General features: G+C 67.9%; 17 protein-coding genes. 9 read left to right on the top strand and 8 right to left on the bottom strand.

Annotation, left to right across the window (positions count from 1 at the left end; all coding sequences use genetic code 11):
- Positions 1-13: 13 nt before the first annotated feature.
- From RVX_RS04275 to RVX_RS04255, 5 genes are all read right to left on the bottom strand, one after another.
- Positions 14-748 (bottom strand): DUF4412 domain-containing protein, encoded by a 735-nt coding sequence (locus RVX_RS04275; protein WP_116304869.1) that lies wholly within the window; start codon positions 746-748, stop codon positions 14-16.
- A gap of 191 nt (positions 749-939) precedes the next feature.
- Positions 940-1,365 (bottom strand): CreA family protein, encoded by a 426-nt coding sequence (locus RVX_RS04270; RefSeq protein ID WP_116306328.1) that lies wholly within the window; start codon positions 1,363-1,365, stop codon positions 940-942.
- A 227-nt stretch (positions 1,366-1,592) separates the two neighbouring features.
- Entirely contained in the window at positions 1,593-3,155 is a 1,563-nt protein-coding gene (locus tag RVX_RS04265; protein WP_116304868.1) for a fused MFS/spermidine synthase, read from the bottom strand.
- A 337-nt stretch (positions 3,156-3,492) separates the two neighbouring features.
- The gene (locus RVX_RS04260) at positions 3,493-3,852 is read right to left on the bottom strand and encodes a TraR/DksA family transcriptional regulator (protein WP_116304867.1); all 360 of its coding nucleotides are present in this window, start codon (positions 3,850-3,852) and stop codon (positions 3,493-3,495) included.
- Positions 3,853-4,460: 608 nt separating this feature from the next.
- Positions 4,461-4,589 carry a hypothetical protein gene (locus RVX_RS04255; RefSeq protein WP_268914464.1) on the bottom strand — a complete coding sequence of 43 codons (129 nt, stop codon included), beginning with the start codon at positions 4,587-4,589 and terminating at the stop codon, positions 4,461-4,463.
- 350 nt (positions 4,590-4,939) lie between these two features.
- On the opposite strand from RVX_RS04255, the gene RVX_RS04250 reads away from it, so the two are divergent.
- From RVX_RS04250 to RVX_RS04240, 3 genes are all read left to right on the top strand, one after another.
- On the top strand, positions 4,940-6,058 hold the full coding sequence (locus RVX_RS04250; protein WP_230404365.1) for a TerC family protein: 1,119 nt from the start codon (positions 4,940-4,942) through the stop codon (positions 6,056-6,058).
- 150 nt (positions 6,059-6,208) lie between these two features.
- Positions 6,209-6,718, top strand: coding sequence for a Fur family transcriptional regulator (locus RVX_RS04245; protein ID WP_230404364.1), 510 nt, complete (start codon positions 6,209-6,211; stop codon positions 6,716-6,718).
- A gap of 204 nt (positions 6,719-6,922) precedes the next feature.
- Entirely contained in the window at positions 6,923-8,365 is a 1,443-nt protein-coding gene (locus RVX_RS04240; RefSeq protein ID WP_116304866.1) for a catalase, read from the top strand.
- 242 nt (positions 8,366-8,607) lie between these two features.
- On the opposite strand, the gene RVX_RS04235 is transcribed toward RVX_RS04240, so the two are convergent.
- The 3 genes from RVX_RS04235 to RVX_RS04225 all read right to left on the bottom strand — a co-directional run bounded on the left by RVX_RS04235 (position 8,608) and on the right by RVX_RS04225 (position 14,992).
- A complete protein-coding gene (locus tag RVX_RS04235; protein ID WP_230404363.1) occupies positions 8,608-10,815 on the bottom strand; it encodes a PAS domain-containing sensor histidine kinase in 2,208 nt (735 codons plus the stop codon).
- A complete protein-coding gene (locus tag RVX_RS04230) occupies positions 10,812-11,846 on the bottom strand; it encodes an ABC transporter substrate-binding protein (RefSeq protein WP_230404361.1) in 1,035 nt (344 codons plus the stop codon). Before RVX_RS04230 ends, RVX_RS04235 begins: the two co-directional genes overlap by 4 nt.
- Positions 11,847-12,160: 314 nt before the next feature.
- Positions 12,161-14,992, bottom strand: a complete 2,832-nt coding sequence (locus RVX_RS04225; RefSeq protein ID WP_420192413.1) for a molybdopterin-dependent oxidoreductase — start codon at positions 14,990-14,992, stop codon at positions 12,161-12,163.
- Positions 14,993-15,440: 448 nt separating this feature from the next.
- Between RVX_RS04225 and RVX_RS04220 the strand changes: the two genes are divergently transcribed.
- The 6 genes from RVX_RS04220 (at position 15,441) to RVX_RS04195 (ending at position 25,061) form a co-directional block, all read left to right on the top strand.
- Positions 15,441-16,661 (top strand): D-alanine--D-alanine ligase, encoded by a 1,221-nt coding sequence (locus RVX_RS04220; protein WP_116304865.1) that lies wholly within the window; start codon positions 15,441-15,443, stop codon positions 16,659-16,661.
- Positions 16,662-17,027: 366 nt separating this feature from the next.
- Positions 17,028-17,888, top strand: a complete 861-nt coding sequence (locus RVX_RS04215; RefSeq protein WP_230404360.1) for an alpha/beta fold hydrolase — start codon at positions 17,028-17,030, stop codon at positions 17,886-17,888.
- Positions 17,881-19,524: a Mur ligase family protein gene (locus RVX_RS04210; protein ID WP_116304863.1), complete on the top strand. Its 1,644-nt coding sequence runs from the start codon at positions 17,881-17,883 to the stop codon at positions 19,522-19,524. Before RVX_RS04215 ends, RVX_RS04210 begins: the two co-directional genes overlap by 8 nt.
- A gap of 208 nt (positions 19,525-19,732) precedes the next feature.
- Positions 19,733-20,884, top strand: coding sequence for a sensor domain-containing diguanylate cyclase (locus tag RVX_RS04205; RefSeq protein ID WP_116304862.1), 1,152 nt, complete (start codon positions 19,733-19,735; stop codon positions 20,882-20,884).
- A gap of 103 nt (positions 20,885-20,987) precedes the next feature.
- Positions 20,988-21,512: a cupin domain-containing protein gene (locus RVX_RS04200; RefSeq protein WP_116304861.1), complete on the top strand. Its 525-nt coding sequence runs from the start codon at positions 20,988-20,990 to the stop codon at positions 21,510-21,512.
- Between the two features lie 282 nt (positions 21,513-21,794).
- Positions 21,795-25,061, top strand: a complete 3,267-nt coding sequence (locus RVX_RS04195) for an ATP-binding protein (RefSeq protein WP_116304860.1) — start codon at positions 21,795-21,797, stop codon at positions 25,059-25,061.
- The last annotated feature ends 58 nt before the right edge of the window (positions 25,062-25,119 follow it).

Here is a 25,119-nt window from a genome sequence, read left to right as displayed (position 1 = left end):
GCGGCGGCGCGGCCTACTGGCCCGGCATCTTCATGCCGGGGGGCATGCCCATGCCTTCCAGCGCCTTCATGTCCGGCATGTTCTTCATGTCCGGCATGTCGGGCATGTCCATATCCGGCATCCCCGGCATGCCCTTGCCCCTGGCGTAGCCTTTGGGCACCTCGAACAGCGCGGCAGGCTGCGCGCCCACCACGATGTTGCGGAATTCCTCGGCCCCGCCCTGCTCGTCGCGTTCGCGCAGGGGCACGTCGAATTCGTCGGCCATCCACACCGTGGACACGGAGGTGTACGTCTTGCCCATGACCTTGGACGTGGAGGTGACCCGCTTCTTGCGCGTGTCGTAGCCGTTCACCTTCTCGCTGCCCAGCGGTTCCTCTTTCACGACGTGTTCGCCCATGGGCATGGCCGCCCCACCGCCCCGGCTCATGTCGGCGATGGTCTTTTCGTCCAGCTGCTGCTCGAAGTATGTCTTGGCCTTCACGTCGATCATCCACTGCACCTTGCGGTCGGGCCGCACGATGATCACCATGGGCCCCATGTCCTCCTGCGCGGGTATCTCCACGCGCACGTTGCCGCCGGAGAAGAACAGGCGGCTGGTGCTTTCCACCTTGCCCGCCGCGTCCAGCGACACCATGTCACCGGCGTAATCCTTGATGCTGCCCGCCACGGCCGCCGAACAGCCGAACACCGCGACGGCAAGGCTCCACACGGCGACCAGCGCCGCGCGCGCCGCCCTGCGGCGGCCCATTCCACGCATCTCCTGCATCCGCATACCTCCGCGTGTCTGCCCGTCCGCATGCGCGCCGGGCGTTTTCCGGCCCCCCGCGCATGGTATCGCACACCCCACGCGACGAGTAAACCCACGGCAACAAAAGAGCCCGCCACTCTCATGGCGGGCTTTCCGATTTGCGCGAGGGCCTGACGACGGCAAAAAGGGCGCTACGGGCGCACGGGCACGGTGGACACCGAATTGTAGGGCGATCCGTCGATGATCTTGCGGCTTACCGCCAGGTAGACCAGGGTGTTGCGCTGCTTGTCCCACAGCCGGGTGACGCGGGTGGCCTTGAAGAACACCGAGGTCGATTCCTTGAACACGTTTTCCTTGGCGGGCAACTTGTCGGGAATGGTGATGGGGCCGGTCTGGCTGCACGAAACGGAGAAGTTGGACGGGTCCTCGGCCAGGCCCAGGCTGCCGCTGATGCCGCCGGTCTTGGCCTGGCTGATGAAGCACGACACGCCGGGGATGCGCGGGTCCTGAAAGGCGAAGACGCACACCTGGTGGTTGGCGCCCAGCAGCTTCCATTCCGTGGTCACGCAGCCTATTTCGCTGTCGTCGGCGCGCGCGGGCGCGGCCAACGCCAGCATGCCCAGCAGCACAAGCAGGAGGATGGGGGCCAGCAGGGCCAACGAAAGAGCGGTGTCGTCGCGGGTGGCGGCAATGGCCACGGCGCGGGGGCGGGCGATACGGGTGCGGGGATGCATGTCGATGCTCCTTAGGCTTCGTGAGGTCGGGCGAACGCAACCAGCCTTCAGGATAACGCATCGCGCGGATGATGCAAGGCCGGGGATGCCGAGGAGGAAATACGGAGGGATTACCGCCAGCGCACCAACCCCAGCGCATACCGCTCCACCGGGGCGTATTCGTCGGTGAGGGGCGGCACGCCGTCGCGGGGCACATCCGGCAGATTCAGGCGGCGGGCCTGCATCTCGCGCACCTCGGGCGGCAGGGACGCGGCGGGAGCCTCCGGCAGCCCGGCCACCGGCCGCGCGACCAGCATCAGGTTCTGCACGTAGTCCGCCGAATCCGCCGTGGCCACGGCATACACCCGCACGTCCGCGAACGACGCGGCGAACGCCGCGCGAATGGCCCGGAACAGCCGCCCGTCCTCGCCGCCAGCGGCGGAGATGATGTTCATGACCACCGCGCCGTCGTCGGCCAGCAGCGCGCGCATGTGGCGGGCCGCCTCCACCGTGCCCACGTGGAAGGGCACGGAATAGTACGAATTGAAGATGTCGGTGAAGATAAGGTCGTAGCGGTTCGGCCCATTCGGCCCGCTCATACCGCCCGCGCCGCCTTCGCCCCCGGCCAGCCGCGCCGCCCGCCGGTTCAGGAAGGCCCGCGCGTCCTCGTGAAAGATGCGCAGCCGGGCGTCGTCGGCCAGGCCGAAGTGGCGGCGGGCCACCCCGGTCATGCCGGGGTCCAGTTCCACCACGTCCACCCGCAACGCATCGGCGTCCAGCCCGGCCCGGCCCGACAGCAGCCACTTGGGCACGGAATACCCGCCGCCGCCCAGCATGAGCACCCGGCGCGCCTGCGGGACCAGCGCCGGGCCAAGGGCGTAGAAGCGGGTGTACGGCAGGGCCAGCTCAGCCATGTCGTCCGGGTAGGCGGCGGACTGGTAGCGGCCGGGGTCCGTGGCCAGCAGGCGCATGGGCCGCCCGGCCTGCGTGGCGTCGTAGACGCGGATGTGGTTGTACGGCGTTTCGGTAACCCGCACGCCGTAGTACCGCTCGGAAAAGGCCGCGTAGGCGTGCGACGCCCAGGCCAGCCCGCCCACCGCCGCCAGCATGGCCAGCCGGGCCAGCGGCGCGCGCGGGTGCGCCAGCAGCGACGCCCCCAGCAGGCAGGCCGCGACCCCGTGCAGGATCAGCGTGCTGCCGAACCACGAAACCAGCACCATGCCGCCCAGAAACGTGCCCAGGATACTGCCCGTGGTGGACACGGCATACAGCCGCCCCACCACCGCGCCCGATGTGTCCATGTCCGACAGGGCCAGCCGCACCACGTAGGGCGAAACCATGCCGCACAGCACGCCCGGCACGGCGAACAGCACCACGGCGGCCACCACGGCGGCCACGTACAGCGAATCCAGCCCCCCGGCCACCCAGCCCACCACGCGGCCGTGCGCCAGGGCCACGGCCAGCACCGAAAGCGCGGCCCCGGCCAGGATGCGTGACAGGGTGCGGCGCGACAGGGTGCGGTCGGCCAGGCGTCCGCCCAGCCAGTAGCCCACGCTCAAGCTGGCCAACACCACGCCGATGAGGCTGGTCCAGACGATGACCGAGGTGCCCAGGTGCGGGGCCAGGAGACGCGCCCCCACCATTTCGAGCACCATGACCATGGCCCCGGACAGAAACATGATGGCGTCGAGCATGGGGCCTCCTGAAGGGGGAAGAGAACCGGCGGGGGTGGCGGCCAAATGCGGCCAAATGCGGCCAGATGCAGGCAGATGCTGCAGACGCGGCCGGGACCGTTGAGCGCGCGAAGGGCCGTGCCCATGCTGTAACAGGGGCCGGGGCGGCGAGGCAACGGCAGTTCAAGGGGAACAGGCGGGCGGGGGAGGCAGGAAAATGGCCCGGAAGGCGGGCGGAGGACAGGCAACGGCGCGCATGCGCGGGGATGACGAGCGCGGGGGATGAAGGGTGCGACGTCCCCCCGCGAAAACGGGCGACCACGCACGCAAAAGGGCTCCGCCAATGCGGAGCCCCCTGCTAGAACACCATGGGCCGGGCCTGCACGCCGCGCTCTTCGCGCGCGGACATGCAGTGCACGCAGCAGGTGGTGGTGGGCACGGCCAGCAGCCGCGCGGCGGGAATCTCGTTGCCGCAGTCGTCGCAGTAGCCGAAGTCCTCGTCGTCCAGCCTCTCCAGCGTGGCGCGCAGCACCTGCAGGCGCGCCTCTGTGCGCTGCTTCCACGAACGGTAGGTCATGCCTTCCACGTCGGGCAGCTGTTCGGGGTCGCCCGCGTCCTCCACGCCCTGCAGGCCGCGCCAACGGTCCAGGGCCTCGCGCAGGTCGCGGATTTCCTGCTTCAGTCTGCGCCGTACCACGGCGATGGTTTCTTCGCGCATCTTGGTCCTCCTTCGGCGCGGCCCTGTCATGCCCGCGAGCAACGCGGGCCGGACGGCCATGCGCCGGATGCCATATGGGGTGAAATGAAAAGGCCCCGCCTACCAGAGTGGTGGACGGGGCCGCGTGCAGCGTGTGCGTGCGGATGCTGCCGCTATGCGCCCCTCCCCGTCCCGGAGAAGCGTTCCCCACGGGCAAAGCACCGGTCGGAACCGATGAATGCGGTGGCGGTGGACGGAACGGAAATGAAACGCATGGGAGCTTCCTTGTTCATCTGGATTTCGCGAAACATGCATGCTTCACGATAAAATATTTCGGACGCAACGTCTGTACAATACATCATCCCACGGACAATGCAAGCCCTGAAAGGATGTTTTTTCCCGGCGTTGCGCGAGGCTGCACCACACCACACAACAGCATGAATTATCTTGCGTTCGCAAGAAAGTTCAAACGGCGTGCACGGTGCGCGCCCAGCCTGCCCGCCAGCGGCAACGCCGCTCCGCCTCGCCCATGACCGGGCGTCCTTCGCATGCCGCCCCGGAAAACGGAACGCGCCGATCAGCCCCAGGGGCCAATCGGCGCGCACGACCGACGATGCATGTCGGCAGATTCAGCGGTCCTGTGCGGGTGCGGATGCGGGCGCGACGGCGGACGTTTCGGCGGCCGCGCCGCGGGCGACCTCGTTCTGCGCATGGACGAACGTGAACAGGGCCGATGTGAGAATGATGATGGCCAGCAACAAGTACCTCATCGAACGGACATCCTTCTGCGACGGTTGAAGGTGGCGCGGCTGGAGCACGAAGCGCCTGCCTGCGCAATGCGGTCCCCGTTGCAAGCGCTATAGTCCGGGATGGGGCGTCGCGCAAGACAAAATGCCCGGTTTCTCCGCATGGTGCAAAACATTGCGCAACAAAGCGGCCACTCTCGCGGCGCGATTCATCACGGCGCAGGCCGCCGCACCCGCAGGCCTTCTCGCCACGTGCCCTGCCGCGTTGCTTCCGCGCCGCCCACCTGCTAGATTGGCGCGAATCGGAAAAGCGCGCCCTCGGCGTGCCTTTCGCACCACACCCATCGCCAGGGAGAACGTCCATGTCCGGTTACATGCTCTGGGGCGGCTTCAACCTTTTCGTGCTCGTGCTGCTGGCCTTCGACCTTGGCGTGCTGCACCGCAAGGACAAGGAGATGTCCCTGTCCGGCGCGCTGTGGATGAGCCTTGCCTACTTCGTGCTGGCGCTGGCCTTCGGGGGCGGCGTGTTCGTCTTCATGGGCGAGCAGAAGGGGCTGGAATTCCTTACCGGCTACCTCATCGAAAAGAGCCTCAGCGTCGACAACATCTTCGTCTTCGTGCTGGTGTTCACCCATTTCGCCGTGCCCGCCGCGTTGCAGTACAGGGTGCTGTTCTGGGGCATCCTGGGCGCGCTGGCCATGCGCGCCGGGCTGATCCTGGCCGGGGCGGCCATCCTTGCGGCCTTCCACTGGGTGATCTACGTGTTCGGCGGCTTTCTGGTGGTCACCGGCATCAAGATGCTGCTGGCCGCCGACAGCGAGCCGGACCTTTCCGGCAACCGGGTGGTGCGGCTGTTCCGCCGCCACCTCCGGCTGACCGAAGGTTACGAGGGCGGGCACTTCGTGGTGCGCAAGAATGGCCTGCTGCACGCCACCCCGCTGCTGGTGGTGCTGGTGATCATCGAATTCTCCGACCTGGTCTTCGCGCTGGACTCCATACCCGCCATCTTCGCCGTGTCCACCGACCCGTTCATCGTCTACACCTCGAACGTGTTCGCCATCCTGGGGCTGCGGGCGCTGTACTTCGCGCTGGCGGGCGTCATCCACCGCTTCCGGTACCTGAAGTACGGCCTGTCGCTGGTGCTGGTGTTCATCGGCGGCAAGATGATCGTCAACGCCGCCTTCGACGCCAAGATCATCTCCACCGGGGCGGCGCTGCTGGTCACCTTCGGCATCATCGCCGGATCCATGCTGATCTCGGTGCTGAAGACGCGCGGCGCTGGCGAGGAGGAAAAGGCCGCCCTGCCGCTGGGCTGGGTGCCCGGCACGCCGCGCCAGCCAAGCCAGCCGGACCGGCCGGGCCAATCGGGCCAGTCGGGCCAGTCGGGCCAGTCGGGCCAGTCGGGCCAATTGAGCCAGGGCGACGCGCCATCCGCCAGCAAGAGCGCAACCGCGCGGGTTGACGGACACGGCGGCCAGTAGCGGGGCGGCCCGGGCCCCGCGTTGACAGCCACCTGCCCGCGCAATATTTTTTATCCGGAAACAAGCGCTTTCTCGTTTCGCATCCACCACTCACGGCCGCACGCCCCCCGCGACCACAGCCGCCAGAACCCGGCCCGGCCCCGGAGCCCCATGGACACCCGCACCCGCCTCGCCACCCTGCTGGAACGCCTGCGCGACAATGGCCACCGGCTTACCCCCCAGCGGGTGGCCATCATCCGCGCCCTGGTGGAGCACGACGGCCACCCCACGGTGGAACAGTTGCACCAGGTCATCCTGCCGGACTTTCCCACCACCAGCCTGGCCACAGTGTACAAGACCATCGCCCTGCTGAAGGAAGACGGCGAGGTGCTGGAACTGGGCTTTGGCGAACTGGGCAGCCGTTACGACGGCAGACACCCGGAACCGCACCCCCACCTTATCTGCACCCGTTGCGGGGCCATCGCGGATTATGCCCTGCAAGGGCTGGACGAACTTGTGGCGCGCATGGCCGCCGAAACCGGGTTTGCAGTGGACACGCATCGATTCGACATGTTCGGGCTGTGCCCTTCCTGCCGGGATGCGGCCCAAAAGGCCCAACCCGCGCCCCAGGCCAACACGTGTCCCACCCCTGCCCGCGGCACGGAGCCTCATCCAGGCTGACCCCCGCCCGCAGAACAAATGTAAAAAACAATATTTTCGGAAAGATACCGCAAAACATCAGGCCCGGCCCCGCCGGGCCTGTTCATTTTCGTTGACAGCTCTTTCCGTGTATGGATAATAATTATTACAAAAGTATTTTTATCACTTGCTATAACGCCCGTCTCACCCGACTGGCTTCCAACAGGCCCCCAACAGGAGGAACCCATGACGAAGCACAAGCTCACCACCAATGCAGGAGCTCCGGTACCCGACAACCAGAACGCCATGACCGCCGGGCCGCGCGGCCCCATGCTGTTGCAGGACGTATGGTTTCTGGAAAAACTGGCCCACTTCGACCGCGAGGTTATTCCCGAGCGGCGCATGCACGCCAAGGGTTCCGGCGCGTACGGCACCCTCACCGTGACCCATGACATCACCAAGTACACCAAGGCGAAGCTCTTCTCGAAAATCGGCAAGAAGACCGATCTGTTCGTGCGCTTTTCCACCGTGGCGGGCGAGCGCGGCGCGGCCGACGCGGAACGCGACATCCGGGGCTTCGCCATCAAGTTCTACACCGAACAGGGCAACTGGGACCTGGTGGGCAACAACACCCCGGTATTCTTCCTGCGCGACCCCCTGAAATTCCCCGACCTGAACCACGCCGTGAAGCGCGACCCGCGCACCAACATGCGCAGCGCCAAGAACAACTGGGACTTCTGGTCATCGCTGCCCGAGGCGCTGCATCAGGTCACCGTGGTCATGAGCGACCGGGGCATTCCCGCCACTTACCGGCACATGCACGGCTTCGGCAGTCACACCTTCAGCTTCATCAGCCCCAAGAACGAGCGCTATTGGGTGAAGTTCCACCTGCGCACCCAGCAGGGCATCAAGAACCTCACCGACGCCGAGGCCGAGGCCCTCGTGGCCAAGGACCGCGAAAGCCACCAGCGCGACCTGTACGACAGCATCGAGCGCGGCGACTTTCCCAAGTGGACCATGTACGTGCAGGTCATGCCCGAAAAGGACGCGGACACCTGCCCCTACCACCCCTTCGACCTGACCAAGGTGTGGTTCCACAAGGACTATCCGCTCATCGAGGTGGGCGTGCTGGAGTTGCATCGCAACCCCGAAAACTACTTCGCCGAGGTGGAGCAGGCCGCTTTCAACCCCGCCAACGTGGTGCCGGGCATCGGCTTTTCGCCCGACAAGATGTTGCAGGGCCGCCTGTTCTCCTACGGCGACGCGCACCGCTACCGGCTGGGCGTGAACCACCACCTGATCCCGGTCAACGCCGCGCGCTGCCCGGTGCACAGCTACCACCGCGACGGAGCCATGCGGGTTGACGGCAACCACGGCAGCACCCTGGCCTACGAACCCAACAGCTACGGCGAATGGCAGGAACAGCCCGACTTCGCCGAGCCGCCGCTGGCCATCAAGGGCGACGCGGCGCACTGGAACTTCCGCGAGGACGACGCCGACTACTACGATCAGCCGGGCCGCCTGTTCCGCCTGATGACCCCGCAGCAGCAGGACGCCCTGTTCCAGAACACCGCGCGGGCCATGGGCGACGCGCCGGAAGACATCAAGCGCCGCCATGTGGCCAATTGCGCCAAGGCCGACCCGGCCTACGGCGCGGGCGTGGCCAAGGCCCTGGGATTGAAGATGTAGCGGGCTTTTGGCCAAACGCGCACGGCAGCTCCGGCGGCCGCGCACAGCGGCCGCCCTTCGGCGGGCGACGTGGGCTGCACCCCGGCGTCGCCCCCGGAGCACCCATGATGCATCCGTTCCTTGATGCATCCTCCTGTCCGCGGGCCACCCTGCACGGCCCTGCGGAAAGGCCCCCGGCGTCAGCCGGGGGCCTTGTGCGTCATGGGCGAAAAAGACTGCGGGCAATGGCGGCGCACGCCGGATCAGGCTGCGGCTCCGTCCCCGCCGGAGGCGGGATTCCCGTCCGCGTCCATTCCTTCGTGCGGCGGTCTCCCCCCCGACACGGGGCGGCCGCTCACGGGAAGGTCGATGCGGAACACGCTGCCCTCGCCGGAGCGCGATTCCACCGTCATGCGCCCCTCGTGCCCCTTGGTGATGATGAAGTACGACACCGACAGCCCGAGCCCCGTGCCCACTCCCGGCGGCTTGGTGGTGTAGAACGGCTCGAAGATGCGCCGCTGCACCTCGGGCTCCATGCCGGGGCCGTTGTCTTCCACCTCAAGGCGCAGCCAGTCCCCGTGCGGGAAGGCGCGCAGGATGATGCGCGGCTCATCCGGCGGCGGATTCATGCCCGCCAGGGCCTGCGCCGCGTTGCGCAGCAGGTTCAGCAGCACCTGCTCCACCTCCGTCTCCACGCAGGACACGGGGGGCAGGTCATCCGAGAACTGGATGTCGATACGTATTTTTCTGAAATCGTAATTCTTCTTCAGGTCGTAGTCGCTGGCGGCCAGGTTCACGGCGCGGGCCGCCAGGCCCCGCAGGTCGCTGGCCGTGCTGCGCGCGGCGCTGCTGCGGCTGAAGTCCAGCATATGCCGGATGATGCTGGATGCGCGGATGGCCGCCGAGCGGATGTCCTCGATGAACCGGTCCACCTTGCGGACCTTCAGGTAGCGTTGCAGCGCATCCAGATCCAACCCCGCCTCTTCCGCCGCCGCGATGTTGGCGGGCAGGATGGTGTTCATGCGCTGCCGCATGTTCTGCGAGGCCTGCATGATGGCCCCCAGGGGGTTGTTGATCTCGTGGGCGATGCCCGCCGCGATGCCCCCCACCGATATCATCTTCTCGGTCTGGATCATGACCTCCTGCATCTTCTTCAGTTCCGTCACGTCGCGCAGCACCAGCATGAACAGCGGCCTGCCGCCGATGTCCATGGCCTGCCCCGACAGGGAATGGATGACCTCCCGGCCGTCGGGGGTGCGCCCCGCCACTTCCGCGTTGCGTACAACCCCTTCCGTCTCCAGCCGCGCCCATGCCCCGCGCCGCGCGCTCTCGCCGACAAAGATGCCCAGGTCGAGCACGGTGCGGCCCACCATGGCCTGTCGCGGCAGGCCGAACGCCGCGGCGGCCGTGTCGTTGACATCCTCCACCATGTCGGTGTCCGGCGCAACCAGCAGCACGCTGTCCGGCGAGAGCCGGAACAGGCTGGAAAACCTGGCTTCTGACCGGCGCAGCCGGGCCATGGCCCGCTGCAACGCGCCCAGCGCCAGCGCCACGCAGGCCAGCGTGACCAGCGATATGCCGCCGCTCACGGCGGCCAGCCTGCGCGCCGGGGCCAGCAAATCTTCTTCGTCCGCCTCGACCACCAGGTACCAGCCCGTGACCTCGTTGCGCCGGAACAGCATCAGGCGTTCCCGCCCCGCACGCGGGACGCGGTGGATGTCCAACTCCGAGCCATCGCCGGAGTGCAGCATGTCCATCAGGAGCGCGTCGGGCGAAAAGGCGTCCGCGCCGGACCAGCCGGGCCGGGCCACCAGCCGCCCCTCGCCGCTCAGGATGTACGCGCCCCCCCGGGAACCCAGGTGCACGCTGTCCAGGATGTCGCGCGAAAAGGCGTCCATTTCCGTGATGGCCGCCACCACGCCGGTCACATTGCCCTCCGTGTCGCGCACCGGCTCGGTCGTCACCACCACCGCGCCGCCCGTGGTGACGGACACCGGCACCAGTTCCAGCGCCGCGCGTCCCTGCATGGCCGTCTGAAACGCTGCACGATGGGAAACGTCGCGCCGGTCTTCCGCCACCGGCACGGTGGTCAGCACCATCACCCCCGAGCTGTTGATGAGCGTCAGGTGGCTGAACCCGCCCGCCTGCACGAACGCATCCAGCTTGCGCTGCGCCGCCAGCCGGGCCGAGCGCCCCAGGTACGAGCCCTCCAGCGCCAGCGGCAATACCTCTTCCTGGCTCACCAGAAAGGTGCGGCGCGCCATGTCCCGCACCCGGCCGGAAACATCGCGGTCCAGCAGTTCCAGCGCCTGCACCATCTGCGTCACGGCCATGTCCTCGGCCGTGGCGCGGGTGTGGCGGTAGGACACCACGGAAATGACCACCACCCCGACGAACACCGCCGTCAGCGCCGAGGCGCTGAACCTGTTCAGCATGGCCCAGCGCCAGGCCCGCTCGGTGAACACGCTCATTGGATGACCATCTCCGCCGCCTTGATGATCTCGTAGGGAATGACCAGCCCCAGGCGTTCCGCCGTCTTCAGGTTGACGAACACCAGCCCCTGCTGGTTGATGGTCACGGGCAGGTCACCGGCCTTGCCCCCGCGCAGCACCAGGTGGCGGGCCATGCGCCCCGCCAGCAGCCCCTGCTCGTGTCCCGATTCCAGGATGCCGCAAAGATGCCCATGGTCGCGGGTGGCGTCGCTGAAGCCCAGCGTGGGTTTGCGCAACACGGAAAGGTTCCAGTCGCGCACGGTTTCCACGGGCACTACTGCGCCGGTGGCCTCGTCCACCAACGAATGATACAGCCCCAGGGCCACCGCGTCGGCACGTTCCTGCGCGGAAAGCACCGCGCGCTTCCATTCCTGAAAGGTGCGCACCATGGCCACGTCGGACAGTTGCAGGGCAAAGGGGCCGTTGCGGGCCAGGTCGGCGCGCATGTCGGCCAGCACGTAGCCCGCCGATTCCGAATCATCCAGCAATACCGCCACGGTCTTCACGCGCGGGTCGATCTTGTGCAGCAGGTCGAAACCGTCGCGAAAATGCCAGCGCTCGCGCACCCCGGTCACGTCGGACGCCGGATATCCGTAGGTTTCCAGCGGCGCATTGACCCCGCAGAACACCACCTGCGGGCCGCCCTTGCCCACCAGGTACGGAACGGCCAGATACTTCTGCGCCACGTCATCCACGGTGATGACCAGCCTGGGGGCCAGCTTCCCGATGCGGGCGGCGATGTCCTGCGCAGCCGCGCGCAGTTTGTCGGGCGAGGGATTGCGCTTGGCGTCCAGGTAGAACACGTCGATGACGACTCCCGCGCCCTTCAGGGCATTGCGGATGCCGGCGTTGATGTGCTGACTCCAGATATATTCGGCGTTGTAGCTCTGCACCACGCAGACCCGCGTCACCGTGTCCCGCGCCTGGGCCACACCGGGAAAAGCTACGCGCCCCGCGAACACGCACGCCCCCAGAAGCAGCAACAGAAGAAAACGCAGATGGTTACGCATGGCATACCCCCGTGGCTCGGTGGAAGACGAAAACAGGGTCCGCATCCGCTGCCGCCGCCAGTTTGCACCATGTAACAAAGAGGGCATTGTGTCCATTATTGTCGCGCGTGCGTCTCACCCCTCCCGTGTGCAATGCCATACCCGTGCAACAGCGCGAAAAGCCCCGGCGATTGGCCGGGGCTTGGCCAGGCTTGGCCGGGCTTGGCCGGACTTGGCCGGACTTGTAATGACGAGACAAAAGGTGCGTACGCATACGCGCAGGGCGGATGACCCGCCGGAACCGCACAGGGACTGGCACAGGGACTGGCGCGGGATCAGCCTTCCCCCCGCCGGGCAAGGGCAAGCCACGCCGCCGCAACCTTGCGGCAGAACGTTTCCGAGCGTTCCAGCAACAGGGGCATGTCGCGCGCGAGGTCGTCGAAATACGCGTCGCCGAACGTTTCCCGGCAGGCGGCGTACTCGTCCAGGCTCCCCGACCGCCCCTTGCGGAACATGCCCACCCAATCCGCCACGATGGCGGAATCCGCCTCGAGATGGAACTGGAAGCCGTAGGACGCATTGCCCACGCGAAAGCACTGGTTGCAACACTGTTCGCCCCGCACCAGCAGGGTGGCCCCCCCGGGCAGGTCGAAGGAGTCTTCGTGGAAGGACATCAGGCGCGGCAGGGGCAGCGCGCCCGACAACACGGGATCGGTCAGGCCCGCGTCGGTGGGCATGAACGCCACGAAGCCGAACTCCAGCCCGTCCATGGTCCACGGCCTGCCGCCGTGGGCCCGCGCCAGCAGTTGCGCCCCCAGACAGATGCCCGCCACCGGCCTGCCCGCCGCGTCAAAGGCGCGCAGCAGGTCCATCAGGTGCGGAAAATAGGGGGAATCCACATCGTCCCAGCAGTGCTGCGGCCCGCCCAGGACCACTAGCGCATCGTACCCGGCCAGAGCCTCGTCGGGGCAAGGCAGCATACCCCCGTGCCCGGGACGCAGGGTGGTCAGCGCCGCGCCGCAGCGGACCAGCTCCTTGCTGAAGTTGCCGCCGGGGGCGTCGTTGCCCGGTTGCACCACCAGCACGCGCAGGCCGGTCAGCCCGTCGTCGGGCCACGGCGTCACCCGCACGCGGGTCTCGTAGTACGGCGTGCCTCGGCCCACCAGGCTGGACAGGGCGAGGGTAAGCAGGTTCAGCCCGTGCCCGGCCTTGTTCCAGCCACCCCGCTCGGCCACCAGGATGTCCGGACGCTGGCCGTCTTCTGTGCGCAGGAGGGCCTTCACCGCGCCCACGCGGCTTTCCACCCGCACCACCGCACCGTCGGACAGGCCCAGTCGGGCGGCCTCTTCCGTGGCCAGCACCACCTCGGCCAGGGCGTCGTGCTCGGCCATGGTGCGTTCGGAGCAGATGTACCCGTGCGGGGCGATGGTCAGCAGGCGGTAGGGATAGTCCGGCTCCACCGCGCCCAGCCCGGCGGGGTCGAAGTCGGTCATGAACCGAAACTTGCCGGACGGCGTGGGAAAGGTCTTGTCCGCGTAGGGCACCATGGGCGCGTCCAGCCGGTAGGCTCCCTTGCGCAGCCGCTCCAGCGTGCAGCCCTGTTCCCGCATGGGCGCGCACAGGTCATGCAGCCATGCGTCCACGCCGCGCCGGAACCGTTCCGCAAAGGGAAAGCGCGCCGCGAGGTCGTGAAACATCATGAATTCCGAGCGGCACTCGCCCACCGGTTCGATGGCCTTGTTCACCGGCCCCACGTAGTTGTGGCCGTAGCTGGCCATGACGTCGTCTTCTTCCAGAAAGGTGGTGGCGGGCAGAAAGACATGGGCCAGGTCCGCCGTGTCGTCCATGAAGTGGCCGGAATAGACCACGAACTCCGCCTTGCGGAAGGCCCGGGCAACGGCCCCGCCGTCCGCCGCCATGCAGGCCGGGTTGCCAGCCGTGACCATGATCATGCGGATTTCCGGGTCGCGCGCGTCCAGTATTTCGCGGCCTATTTCCGGCAGCAGCAGGGTGCGCCGGGGCGGGTTCAACCCGTCCCCCCAGTACTGCTGGTCGTAGGGGCCATATTCCTCGAAGCCCTGGCTCACGCCGCCGCCCGGCACGCCGATGTTGCCGCTGATGGCCCCCAGCGCGTCCACGGCGCGGATGGACAGGTGCGCCGCCTCGTGCCGGTGCATGCCCCAGCCCAACAGGATGGACGTGGGGCGCTGGCGCTGCATCATGTCCGCCAGAAATTCCGCGTCGGCCATGGGCACGCCGCAGCGGGCGCACAGGTCGTCCACGGTGTACCGGTCAAGGATGCGCAGGTATTCCGCCGCGCCCTCTGCGTGGCGTTCCATGAACGCGCGGTCCGCGCCCCCGGCGCGCACAATGAGCTTGGCCACGGCCATGGCCAGGAAGGCGTCCGCGCCCGGGCGCGGGGCGATGTGCCGGTCGGCCAGCGGGGCCGAACGGTTGCGGGCCGGGTCCACCAGCACCACCGTGCCACCCCGCTTGCGCCCCTTGCGCCCCTTGCGCCCCTTGCGTATGTCGCGCAGGATGGGCAGCAGGCTGATCTGGGTGGATGCCGGGTTGCGGCCCCACAGGATGAGCGAGTTGCTGTTGCAGTGGTCCAGCGGGTCGTGCGAGACGCGCTGGCCGAAGTCGAGGTTCTGCGCGCCCTGCCCCGCCCCGCCGCACAGCGAGCCGCGCAGGGTGGTCACCCCGCCGAACAGGTTGAAGAAGTAGCGGTGCAGCAGCTTCAGCGCGGTGCGCTCGCCGTAGCCCTGGTAGTACAGGATGGCTTCCGTGCCGGATTCGTCGCGGATGGCGGTCATGCGCGCGGCGATGCGGTCCAGCGCCTCGTCCCAGGTGGCGCGCCGCCACGGCAGGTGGCGGTGGTCGCGCAGCAGCGGGTGGGTGATGCGTTCCGGGCTGTACACCCGCTTCACGTAGCGCTGCGCCTTGGCACAGGCCCTGCCGCGCGTCAGCGGATGGTCCGGGTCACCCGCCAGCCGCACCAGGCGGCCATCGCGCACGGTGGCTACCAGGCCGCAGCCGTTGGGGCAGTCGCGGGTGCAACTGGTGATGATGCGGTGTTCGGTGCAGGCTTCGCCTGCCGCGTGGCCGGAAACACGGCATGAAGCCGCTCCGGAGCTGGTGGCCGATGTTCTGCGCATGTCGTCCATCCCGTGGCGCAACCCCGGATGGTGGCCCGCAGGCCGAAATGGGCGCGCCCTGCAACGCGCCCGTCGCCCTGTTCATGGCACAGCCGCCCCGCAGCGGCAAGCTGCCCGGCACGCCACGTGCCGCCCCGTCAAGCGCTTGCCTGCCGACCAGGCCGCGTCATCCCCTTGTGAAGGGGACGTCCCGGCGCTACAACATGACGGCGGCGCACCATTCGTACGCGCGCAATGGTTCCGCCACGCCCCGCCGCCCGTGCGCAAGCGCGCCGATTGACACCTACTGCGGCATGGGGCAAGGGTGCCACAGGCTGCCGCCCCGCAGTGCGCACGTTTTGCGCCCCGCAAGGCCCGGCGCGCCGCATCGCCGCCGCATCACGGTCACCACCGTCATTACCCATATGGCGGGCCGCCCGGCCCCGCGCCGCGCCCGCAAACCATACAGGAAGCCATCATGTCCAACGGCAAAATCCGCGTCGCGGTCTTTTTCGGCGGGCGTTCGCCCGAACATGACGTCAGCATCGTCACCGGCCTGCAGGTCATTCAGGCGCTGGACGCATCCCTCTACGAGCCCGTGCCCGTCTACGTGGACCGTTGCGGCGTCTGGCGCACCGGCGAAAAACTGCTGGACCGCGCCACCTACATCCCCGCCCGCGACGCCGACGGCCTGCCCGCCGTCTCGCTGGAAATCGCCCCCGGCAAGGGTGGCATGCTGGTGGAGCAGACCTCCAAGCTGTTCGGCAAGCCCAAACGCATTCCCTTCGACGTGGCCATCCCCGCCTTCCATGGCCCCTACGGCGAAGACGGCGACATGCAGGGTCTGTTCGAGGCCGTGGGCGTTCCCTACACCGGCATGCGCGTGCTGGCCTCCGCCATCTTCATGGACAAGGCGGCCACCAAGCAGGCCCTTTGCGGCGCGGGCATTCCCATGCTGCCTTGCGCGGTGCTGCGCAAGCCCGTGGGCGGCCTGCTGCCCCCGCGCGCCGAGATAGAAGCCGCGCTGGCGGGCATCACCCTGCCCGGCTGCCTGAAGCCCGCGCACCTGGGCAGCAGCATCGGCGTGGCCAAGGTGGATTCCATCGAAGAGATCGAGGCGGTGCTGCCCGGCCTGTTCCAGAACGACACCGTGGCCATCGTGGAGCCGTACCTGGACGGCTGCGTGGAATACAACATTTCGGTGCGGCGCGATGGCGAGGGCCACGCCACCTCGGCCATCGAGCGGCCCAAGCGCGACAGCGAACTGCTGGACTTTCGCCAGAAGTACCTTTCGTCCGGCGGAAAGACCGGCGGCAAAGCGGGCGGTGGAGCCAAGAGCGCGGGCGATTCCGGCAGCGCGGGCATGCTTTCGCTGACGCGCGAGATCAACCCCGACCTGCCCGAAAGCCTGGAAGGCCGCATCCGCGACTTTGCCGTGCGCACCTATGCGGCCTTTGGCGGCACCGGCGCGCCGCGCATGGACTTCATGTATGACGCCGCCCGCGACGAGGTATGGCTGAACGAGGTGAACCCCATCCCGGGCTCGTTCGCCTTCTTCCTGTGGGAAGCGGCACAAACCCCGGTGCGCTTCACCCGGCTGCTCTCGCTGATGATCGACGAGGCGCGGGCCATGGCCCGGCATACCGCCTGCCCGGAGGATCCCACCCCCGAGGCGGCCCGGCTGTTCCCCCGCCGGTAGCCAGAACGTCAGCGTCCCCGTTGGCGCAGCGCCCCGAAGAGGTCGGACATCCTGCCCAACTGGTTGCCCACAAGCCTTCTCCTCTTGCCCTCCTTTTCCCGCACGCAGCGCGCGCCGTCCCCACCGGGCGGCGCGCGTTTCGTTTGCCCTGCCGACATGGTTTTCAACGCACAGCGGCGCGCCAGGCCACATGCCACCCGCCGCGCCCGACGCCCGTTCCGGCACGCATCAGGCCGCCCCTTGCCCCGTAGCGCGCCCCCGGTGTACACCACGGGGCGCGCCACGCCGCTCACCCCGCCCATTTTCGCGGCCATTGCCGTACGCGGGCGACGGCCGCAGCGCCGAACACACCACTCCGAGGCCAGAATGGATTCCGCCCCGCACACCGCCGCGCCTTCCGCCGCCGCACCAGGCCCGGCGGGTCCCCACATGCACGTGGTGCATCTGCCCAATGCCGCGCCCGCCCGCCAGAAACCGGCGACCGGCGGCGGCACGCCCCCCGCACCGCCCATTGCCCCGCAAATCATATGGGCGCACGGCTGGATGCACACCCACGCCAACCTGCTGCCGCTGGCCAACACCTGCACCCACGGGCGCGACAACTACCTGCTGGACATGCCCGGCTTCGGCCGCTCCGCCATGCCGCCCGCCACCTGGGGCACGCAGGACTATGCCGACCACGCCGCCGCGTGGCTGCGCACCCTGCCGCGCGGCAAGCGGGTGTGGGTGGGGCATTCCTTCGGCTGCCGGGTGGGCCTGCAACTTGCGGCCCGCCACCCGGACCTGGTGGACGGCCTGTTCCTGATGGCCGCCGCCGGGCTTCCCCGCCGCCGCACGCCCGTGGAAAAGTTCACGCGCGGGTGCCGCATCGCCGCATTCAAGACGCTGAAGCACCTCAACTGGCTGGGCTTTGGCGCGGAACGCGTGCGCCGCTTTTTCGGCAGCGCGGACTACGCCAACGCCGGGCCGCTGCGGCCGGTGTTCGTCAGCGTGGTCAACGAGAACCTGTCCGGCGTGGCCGCCCGAGTGGCCTGCCCCGTGCACCTGCTGTACGGCGAAAACGACACGGAAACCCCGCCCTCCATGGGGCAGGACTTCGCCCGGCTGCTGCCGCACGCGCACCTGCAGGTGCTGCCGCGCTTCGGGCATCTGGACATCCTCACGGCGGGCGGCCATCAGGCCGTGTACGCCCTGGACACCTTCTGCGAGGGAATCTTCGGTGGCTAGCTCTCTGTTCCTGGGCGCGGCGTTTCTCGTGTTCGCCGCGCGGCGCGGCCTGACCTACCTGCACATCTTCCAGCAGGAGGAATACGACGGCCCGCGCTTCTTGCGCTGGATGGCCGCCGCCCGCGCCTTCGACAAGCGCGCCACTCTGCCCCTGCTGGCCTGCTGGGGCGCGGCGCTGGCCGCGCCGGATGCCACGGAATGGGGGGCGTACGCCAAATGGGCCGCCAGCCTTGCCCTGCTGGCCGTGGCCGCCGTGGAAGACAACCCCCTGAAGGCCGCCAAGAAGAAGCTGGTGCTCACCGCGCGGGTCAAGCGCATCCTGTCCGTGGCGCTGGGGCTGACGGCGCTGTACGCCGTGGCCCTGGCCCTGTGCCCCGCCGAACCCGCAGCCCTGCTGCCGTTCTGGATTCTGGGGGTGCAGGGGCTGCCGCTGACGCTGGTGGCGGCCAACGCTTCCCTGGCCCCGGTGGAGGCGCGCATTCAGCAGGGTTTCTGGAACCAGGCGCACGAAAAGCTGCTGCGCCTCGCGCCCACGGTCATCGCGGTCACCGGCTCGTACGGCAAGACCAGCGTGAAGCACATCCTGGCCCACGTGCTGGGCTGCTACCACCCCACGCTGATGACGCCGGGCAGCATCAACACGCCCATGGGCATTTCGCGTATCATCCGGGAAAAACTGACCGACGCGCACCGCTTCTTCATCGCGGAAATGGGGGCCTACGGCGTCGGCTCCATCGCTCGGCTGTGCAGGCTGGCCCCGCCCGATTTCGCCATCATCACCAATGTGGGCCCGGCCCACTACGAGCGCTTCAAGGACCTGGCCACCGTGGTGCGGGCCAAGTTCGAGCTGGCGCACGCCACCGTGGCCCGAGGGGGCCGGGTGGTGCTGCCCGCCGCCCTGCTGGAGCACGGCCATGCGCGCGACTTCGCTGCTGCCAACGCGGGCGCGGTGCTGCTGTGCGCGGGTGCGGACGGGGGCGCGGGAACGGATGTGGCGGGCACGGCGGAACCTTCCGTGCGCGTGCTGGAAGCCGGGCAGGACCTTTCCGGCATCCACGCCCGCCTGCTGTACCAAGGGCAGGAATATGCGGTGCGCGCGCCCATCCACGGCATGCACCACGTGGACAACGTGGCCCTGGCCTTCGCCGCCGCGTGCGGGGTGGGCGTGGAGCCGCAGCGGGTGGTCAGCGCGCTGCGCAGCCTGCCGCAGATCGCCCACCGGCTGGAGGTGAAGCCCCAGCCCGACGGATCCGTGCTCATCGACGACGCCTACAATTCCAACCCCTCCGGCTTCGCCTCCGCCCTGAACCTGCTGGACCTGTACCGCAAGTCCGGGCGGCGCGGCGTGCTGGTGACCCCCGGCATGGTGGAACTGGGCACCCTGCACGACAGCGCCCACGCCGAGCTTGGCGCGCGCGCCGCGGCCTGCGCCGACGTGCTGCTGGCCGTGGCCCCGGCCCGCATCCCCACCCTGGTGGATGCCTTCCGCTCTGCCGCCGGGCCGGACCAACTGGTGGTGGAATGCGCGGACTTCGCCGCCGCCCGCGCCTGGCTGGCCGCCAACATCGGCCCCGGCGACGCCGTGCTGCTGGAAAACGACCTGCCCGACCTGTACGAAAAGAAGGTGCGGGTGTAGGAAAGCGCATCCCCGCACCGCGCATTTCCCGTCATCCCGGCCCCTTGACGGAACGGCCCCGGTGCGCTCTAGTGTCGGGAATGCAATGGCGGAAACAACACGCCAGCGACACAGGCCCGCTTCCGCCAACAGCGTTCCGCACCACGGCTATCGTGCGTTGCAACGGTGGAAGCATGTGGACACGCACGCTCCAGCAGGCACACACTCCATGACGTATCTGTCCACGATTCACGTCGACATCCTCATGTGTCTCGCATTGCTTCCCGCCATTGTCGTGGCGGTCATCAAGCTGGACAAGAGCATTGCCGCGCACCGGCACCTTGTTTCCGTCATGGTGTGCGTCTTCGTGCTGCTGGTGCTTGAAGCATGCAGCGTGGCGCTGGACACCAACTTCAACGGCGCGATCCGTGACGACGCGCAGCTTGTTCCCTTCGGCAAGCTGGTGAACAGCATCGGCTTTCTGCTGGTGCCCGTGCCCGCCTTTCTGACGTGGACCTTCCTGCACCATTGGACCGGCGTGCGCCTTGCCGCATCCTCCGCCCTGCTCTGGGCGCTTCCCCTTGCATGCAACGCGGGGCTGGCCATATTCAGCTACAACGCGGGGCTGCTGTTCTCCATCGCGCCCGACAACACCTACTCGCGCGGGCCGTGGTTCCCCCTGTCGCCTGCCGTTTTCTACGGCTATCAGGCCCTGGCGGCGGGCTTTCTGATTCGCCAGCGCAACCGGCTGAGACGGGAAGAAACGGCCCTGTTCGCCCTGGCGTTGGCCCTGCCTGCCGCAACTGCGGCCATTCAGCTGCAATACTTCACCTTTCTGACGATATGGAGCAGTTGGGCCATCTCGTGCATCATCCTGTTGGTGGCCGTGTTCATCAATTCGTCCGAGCGCGACGAACTGACCAAACTGGCCAACAGGACAGCGTACCGCAACGCCATCGCAAAGGCCCGGCGCATGCGGGAACTGAAGATGTGCGTGGCCCTGCTGGACATGGACGGCCTGAAATCCATCAACGACAGGTACGGGCACGCGGCCGGGGACATGGCGCTGCTGGCGCTTGCGGAAGGGCTGCGGGAAACCTTCGGCGAAGGGTTCAGCGTCATGCGCTTTGGCGGCGACGAATTCGCCGTGGTCCAGTTCGACAACGACCCCGGCGCCCTCTACGAGGGGCTCTGCACCCTTGAAAGCAGACTGGCGGAGCAGGATGCGGCCTCCGGCAGACCATACCGCGTGGCGTTCAGCTACGGGCTGGCCTGCTCGCGCGACGGCGAAAGCGTTGACGCGCTGCTGAAGCGGTGCGACACATTGATGTATGACCGCAAGCGGCAGAAACACCTCAAGGCGGTTGCAACCTCGGCCTGACGCTCACCGGGGCCGACCCGGCGATATAGAGAACCGTGAGCGGCGACGGCCCCCCGCCGGTTCATGCCATGAATCCGCACCTCAACGCACATCCGGGAGCATCATGCGCACCCCCCTTGCATCCATCCTTGGCCCCGTCGGCCTTGCCGCCCTGCTGCTGGCCGGGGGCTGCGCTGCCCGGCACGATAACGGGCATGCCGGGCAGCATCCCGCCCCGGCGAGCACGCAAGGCAGCACCCAGACTTACGCACAGCCCTCCCCCCAAGCCGACAGCCAGACCGTCAGTTCCGTTCAACTCGTCCGGTCGGAACGCAGCTGGGACGGCGCGCTGCTGCCCGCCTATCCGCAGGGCCAGCCGCAGGTCACCATCCTGCGCATCACCATTCCGGCCGGGGCGCGCCTGCCCATGCACCACCACCCGGTGATCAACGCCGGGGTGCTCACGCGCGGGCAACTGGTGGTAACCACGGCGGACGGCAAGGAACTGCGCCTCGCGGCGGGCGACCCCATCGTGGAGGTGGTGAACACCCCCCACCAGGGCTTCAACCCCGGCGACGAACCGGCCGAGATCATCGTCTTCTACGCCGGGCAGGACGGTGCACCGCTGGCCGTCAAGCAAGGGCAGTAGCCAGAGGCACCCCACTCCTCCCCCTGCGGCGCATGCCGCCCCCCCGTTTGCGCCAGCACGTCCACGCCTGCTTCCCATTGCGGCGCCCTTTCCCATGGGCATGCCGCCCCCTGAAAAAATCAGGGACTGCACACGGTGCAAATATAGACTACACTGGTGATTCGGGCGCATACCCGACTCCGGGTCTGCCTCATGTCCTCACGCCAGCGATCTTGCGCCTCTGCCAACGGGCAACGCGCGGCGCATGGCATGCCGCCACGACGCAGCAAACCGGACACCGCCATGAGCACCCGCACCGCCTGTCCCTCCCTCTTCCCCCGCCCCGCAGGCATTGCAACGCCGTGCCCCCCCGCCGCACGCCGCACCTTGCGCCTGCCGCACGCCCTGATTCTTGTGGCGACCTGCGCGTTGCTGCTGGCGGCATGCCCCACCCGGGGCCATGCCGCGCCGCAGCGGGCCTTGCTGATCAGTTCCTACCACCCGGCATTCCCCACCTTCTTCCAGCAGATCGACGGCATCCGCTCGGAACTGGACCCGGCGGGCGTGGTCCTGGACGTGGAGTTCATGGACAGCAAGCGCTTCAACGACCCGCGCAACCAGGCCCATTTTCTTGAGCATCTGCGCTACAAGCTGTCACGCGTGGCCCCGTACGATGTCATCATCACGTCGGACGACAACGCGCTGAACCTTGCCCTGGAATACCGGGACGCTCTGTTCCCCACCTCCCCGGTGGTCTTCTGCGGGGTCAACAACGTGGCGCTGGCCCAGGGCCTTAACGGCAACGCCGCCTTTACCGGGGTCATCGAGGCCGTTTCCATGCAGGAAACGCTGGACCTGATCCGCCAGTTGCGCCCGCGCGGCACCATCCATGCCATCTCGGACGCCACGCTGTCCGGCCGGGCGGACGCGCTCACCTTTCGCGAACTGGCCGCCCGCAACGCCCAGGCCCCCAGCGGAGAACTGACGCTGACCGACCTGACCTGGGACGACCTGGGCCGCCGCATCGCCGCCCTGCCTCCCGGCGACGCCCTCCTGCTGCTTTCGGCCTACGAAGACGCGGCGGGCTCGCCCAGACAGTTCGAGGAAAGCCTGGCCTTCATCCTGCGTCATGCCGGGGTGCCGGTGTTCCACCTATGGGAACACGGCCTGGGCAAAGGACTGGCGGGCGGCAAGGTCATTTCGCATTTCGAGCAGGGGCGCATTGCGGCGCAACTGGCCCTGCGCATCATGCACGGCGCCCCTCCCGGCGACATTCCCGTGGTCGGGGGCGATGCGGCCAACAGGTACATCTTCGACCACGACGTGCTGGCGCGCTTCGGCATCGCGGAAAGCCAACTGCCGCCGGGCAGCCGCATCATCAACACGCCTTCCTCGCCGTGGGTGGTCTACCAGCGCGAACTGCGGGTGGCCGCGGCGTCACTGGTGGTCATCCTGGCCCTGACGTTCTTCCTGTTCTTCCACGTCATCCGCCTGCGCCAGGCCAAGGCGGACATCCGCCACAGCGAGCAACGCTACCGCATCCTGTTCGACCAGTCGCCCGTGGGCATCGCCCATTTCGACGGCAAAGGCCGCATCATCGACCTCAACGCCACGTTCCAGGAAATCGTGGGCGCGCCGCGCCACAAGGTGCTGGGACTGGACATGCTGCACGACCTGCGCGACCCGGACATGCTCCGTGCCGTGCGCACCGCCTTCAAAGGCGGCATCGGCCTGTACGAGGGCAACTACACCTCGGTGACGGGCAACAAGGCCACGCTGGTCAGCTGCATTCTCAAGTGCGTCTTCGCCCCCGCCGGCGGCCTTCTGTACGGGCTGATCATCGCGGAGGACATCACCGAACGCCGCCGGGCTGAAGACACCCTGCGCGAACGCGAAATGTTTCTGCTGGAAACCCAGCGCATCGCCCGCGTGGGCGGGTGGAAGGCGGGCACCCGGTCCGACACGCTGGTCTGGACCGACGAGATCAACCGCATCCTTGAAGTGCCGCCGGACTACAAGCCGGGTCTTGCCGAGGGCATTGCGTTCTTCGCGCCGGAATACCGGCCCGGGGTGTCGGAGATGCTGCACACCGTGGCCCGCGAAGGCACCCCCGTGGAACTGGAGTGCGAGATCATCACCAGCCGGGGCACCCGCAAATGGACACACCTGCGCGCGGTGGGCCGCGTGGAGGAGCACGGGGAACAGCTCATCCTCGGCACGTTCCAGGACATCACCGAACGCAAGACGGCGGAGATCGAACTGCTTAACGCCAAGCTGCGGGCAGAAGCCGCCAGCAAGGCCAAAAGCGAATTCCTGGCCAACATGAGCCACGAGATACGCACCCCGCTCAACGGCATCCTGGGCATGCTCCAACTCATGCGTACCGCCCACCTGGATGCAGAGCAGGCGGGCTATGCGGACATCGCCATCCAGTCCGGCAAGCGGCTGACGCGGCTGCTTGCCGACATGCTGGATCTGTCGCGCATCGAAGCGGGCAAGCTGGAATTGCGCCACGTTCCCTTCCAGCCCGCGGCATCGGTGCAGCAAGTGGTGGAACTGTTCCTGCCCATCTCGCTGCAAACGGGAATACAGATCGACGTCCGCATGGACCCGGCCATTCCCGAGACATTGCAAGGCGATACCGTGCGGGTGCAACAGGTGCTCACCAATCTGTTGGGCAATTCCTTCAAGTTCACCAGAAACGGCGGCATCACCCTGGCGGCCCACCGCCTGCCCCCGCTGCACGGCCCCGCCTGCCGGGTGCTGTTCACCATTGCGGACACCGGATGCGGCATTCCGGAAGACAAGCTGGACGAACTGTTCGATCCTTTCACTCAGGTCAGCAACGGGATGCGCCGTTCGCACCAGGGCGCCGGGCTGGGGCTTTCCATCTGCAAGCGGCTGGTGCACCTGATGGGCGGGGAAATCACCATCGAAAGCGAGGAAGGCGCGGGCACCACGGCGTGCGTCAGCCTGCCCTTCACCGTGTTGGCCGCCCCCGGCGAGGCGGGGGATGTGCCGAACGAGTCGGCAACAGCTGATGGACCGGGCGGGCCAGGTGTTCTGGATGGACCAGGCGGAGCAGACTGGCCGGAGGGAGTGGACGGGCCAGGCGGGCCAGACGGGCCGGACGCGCGGGACGAGCGGGACGAGGCGGGAGTGACGTCCGACACCATGCGGGACGCTCGCCCTCCCCGCCGGATTCTGCTGGTGGAAGACGACCCGACCACCCAGATGGCCCTGCGGCGCATGCTGGAGAAGGCCGGACACGCCGTCGTCGTGGCGGGCGATGGCCGCGCCGGGCTGTCGGCACTGGCCGAGGGAGCGTACGACATGGTGCTCATGGACATCCAGATGCCGGTCATGGACGGCCTGGAAACAACCGGGCGCATCCGCGACGGCGGAGCCGGGACGGACAAGGCGGGCATTCCCATCGTGGCGCTGACAGCCTATGCCATGGAGGGCGACAGGGAACGCTTTCTGGGCGCGGGCATGGATGCCTACATCGCCAAGCCCGCGGACATTGTCACCCTGAATGCGGTCGTCGAGCGATTCTGCGGGCTGGAATAACCGAACGAAAAGGGGGCTGGCGCCCCCTTTTACAATCGCAGGGCAACTGCCCCGCGCG

This window comes from Nitratidesulfovibrio sp. HK-II (assembly GCF_003402415.2).
In the GTDB taxonomy this organism is placed as follows: Bacteria; Desulfobacterota; Desulfovibrionia; order Desulfovibrionales; family Desulfovibrionaceae; genus Cupidesulfovibrio.
Note: the sequence above shows the minus strand (reverse complement) of the source record. Positions and strands in the feature narration are given on the sequence as shown.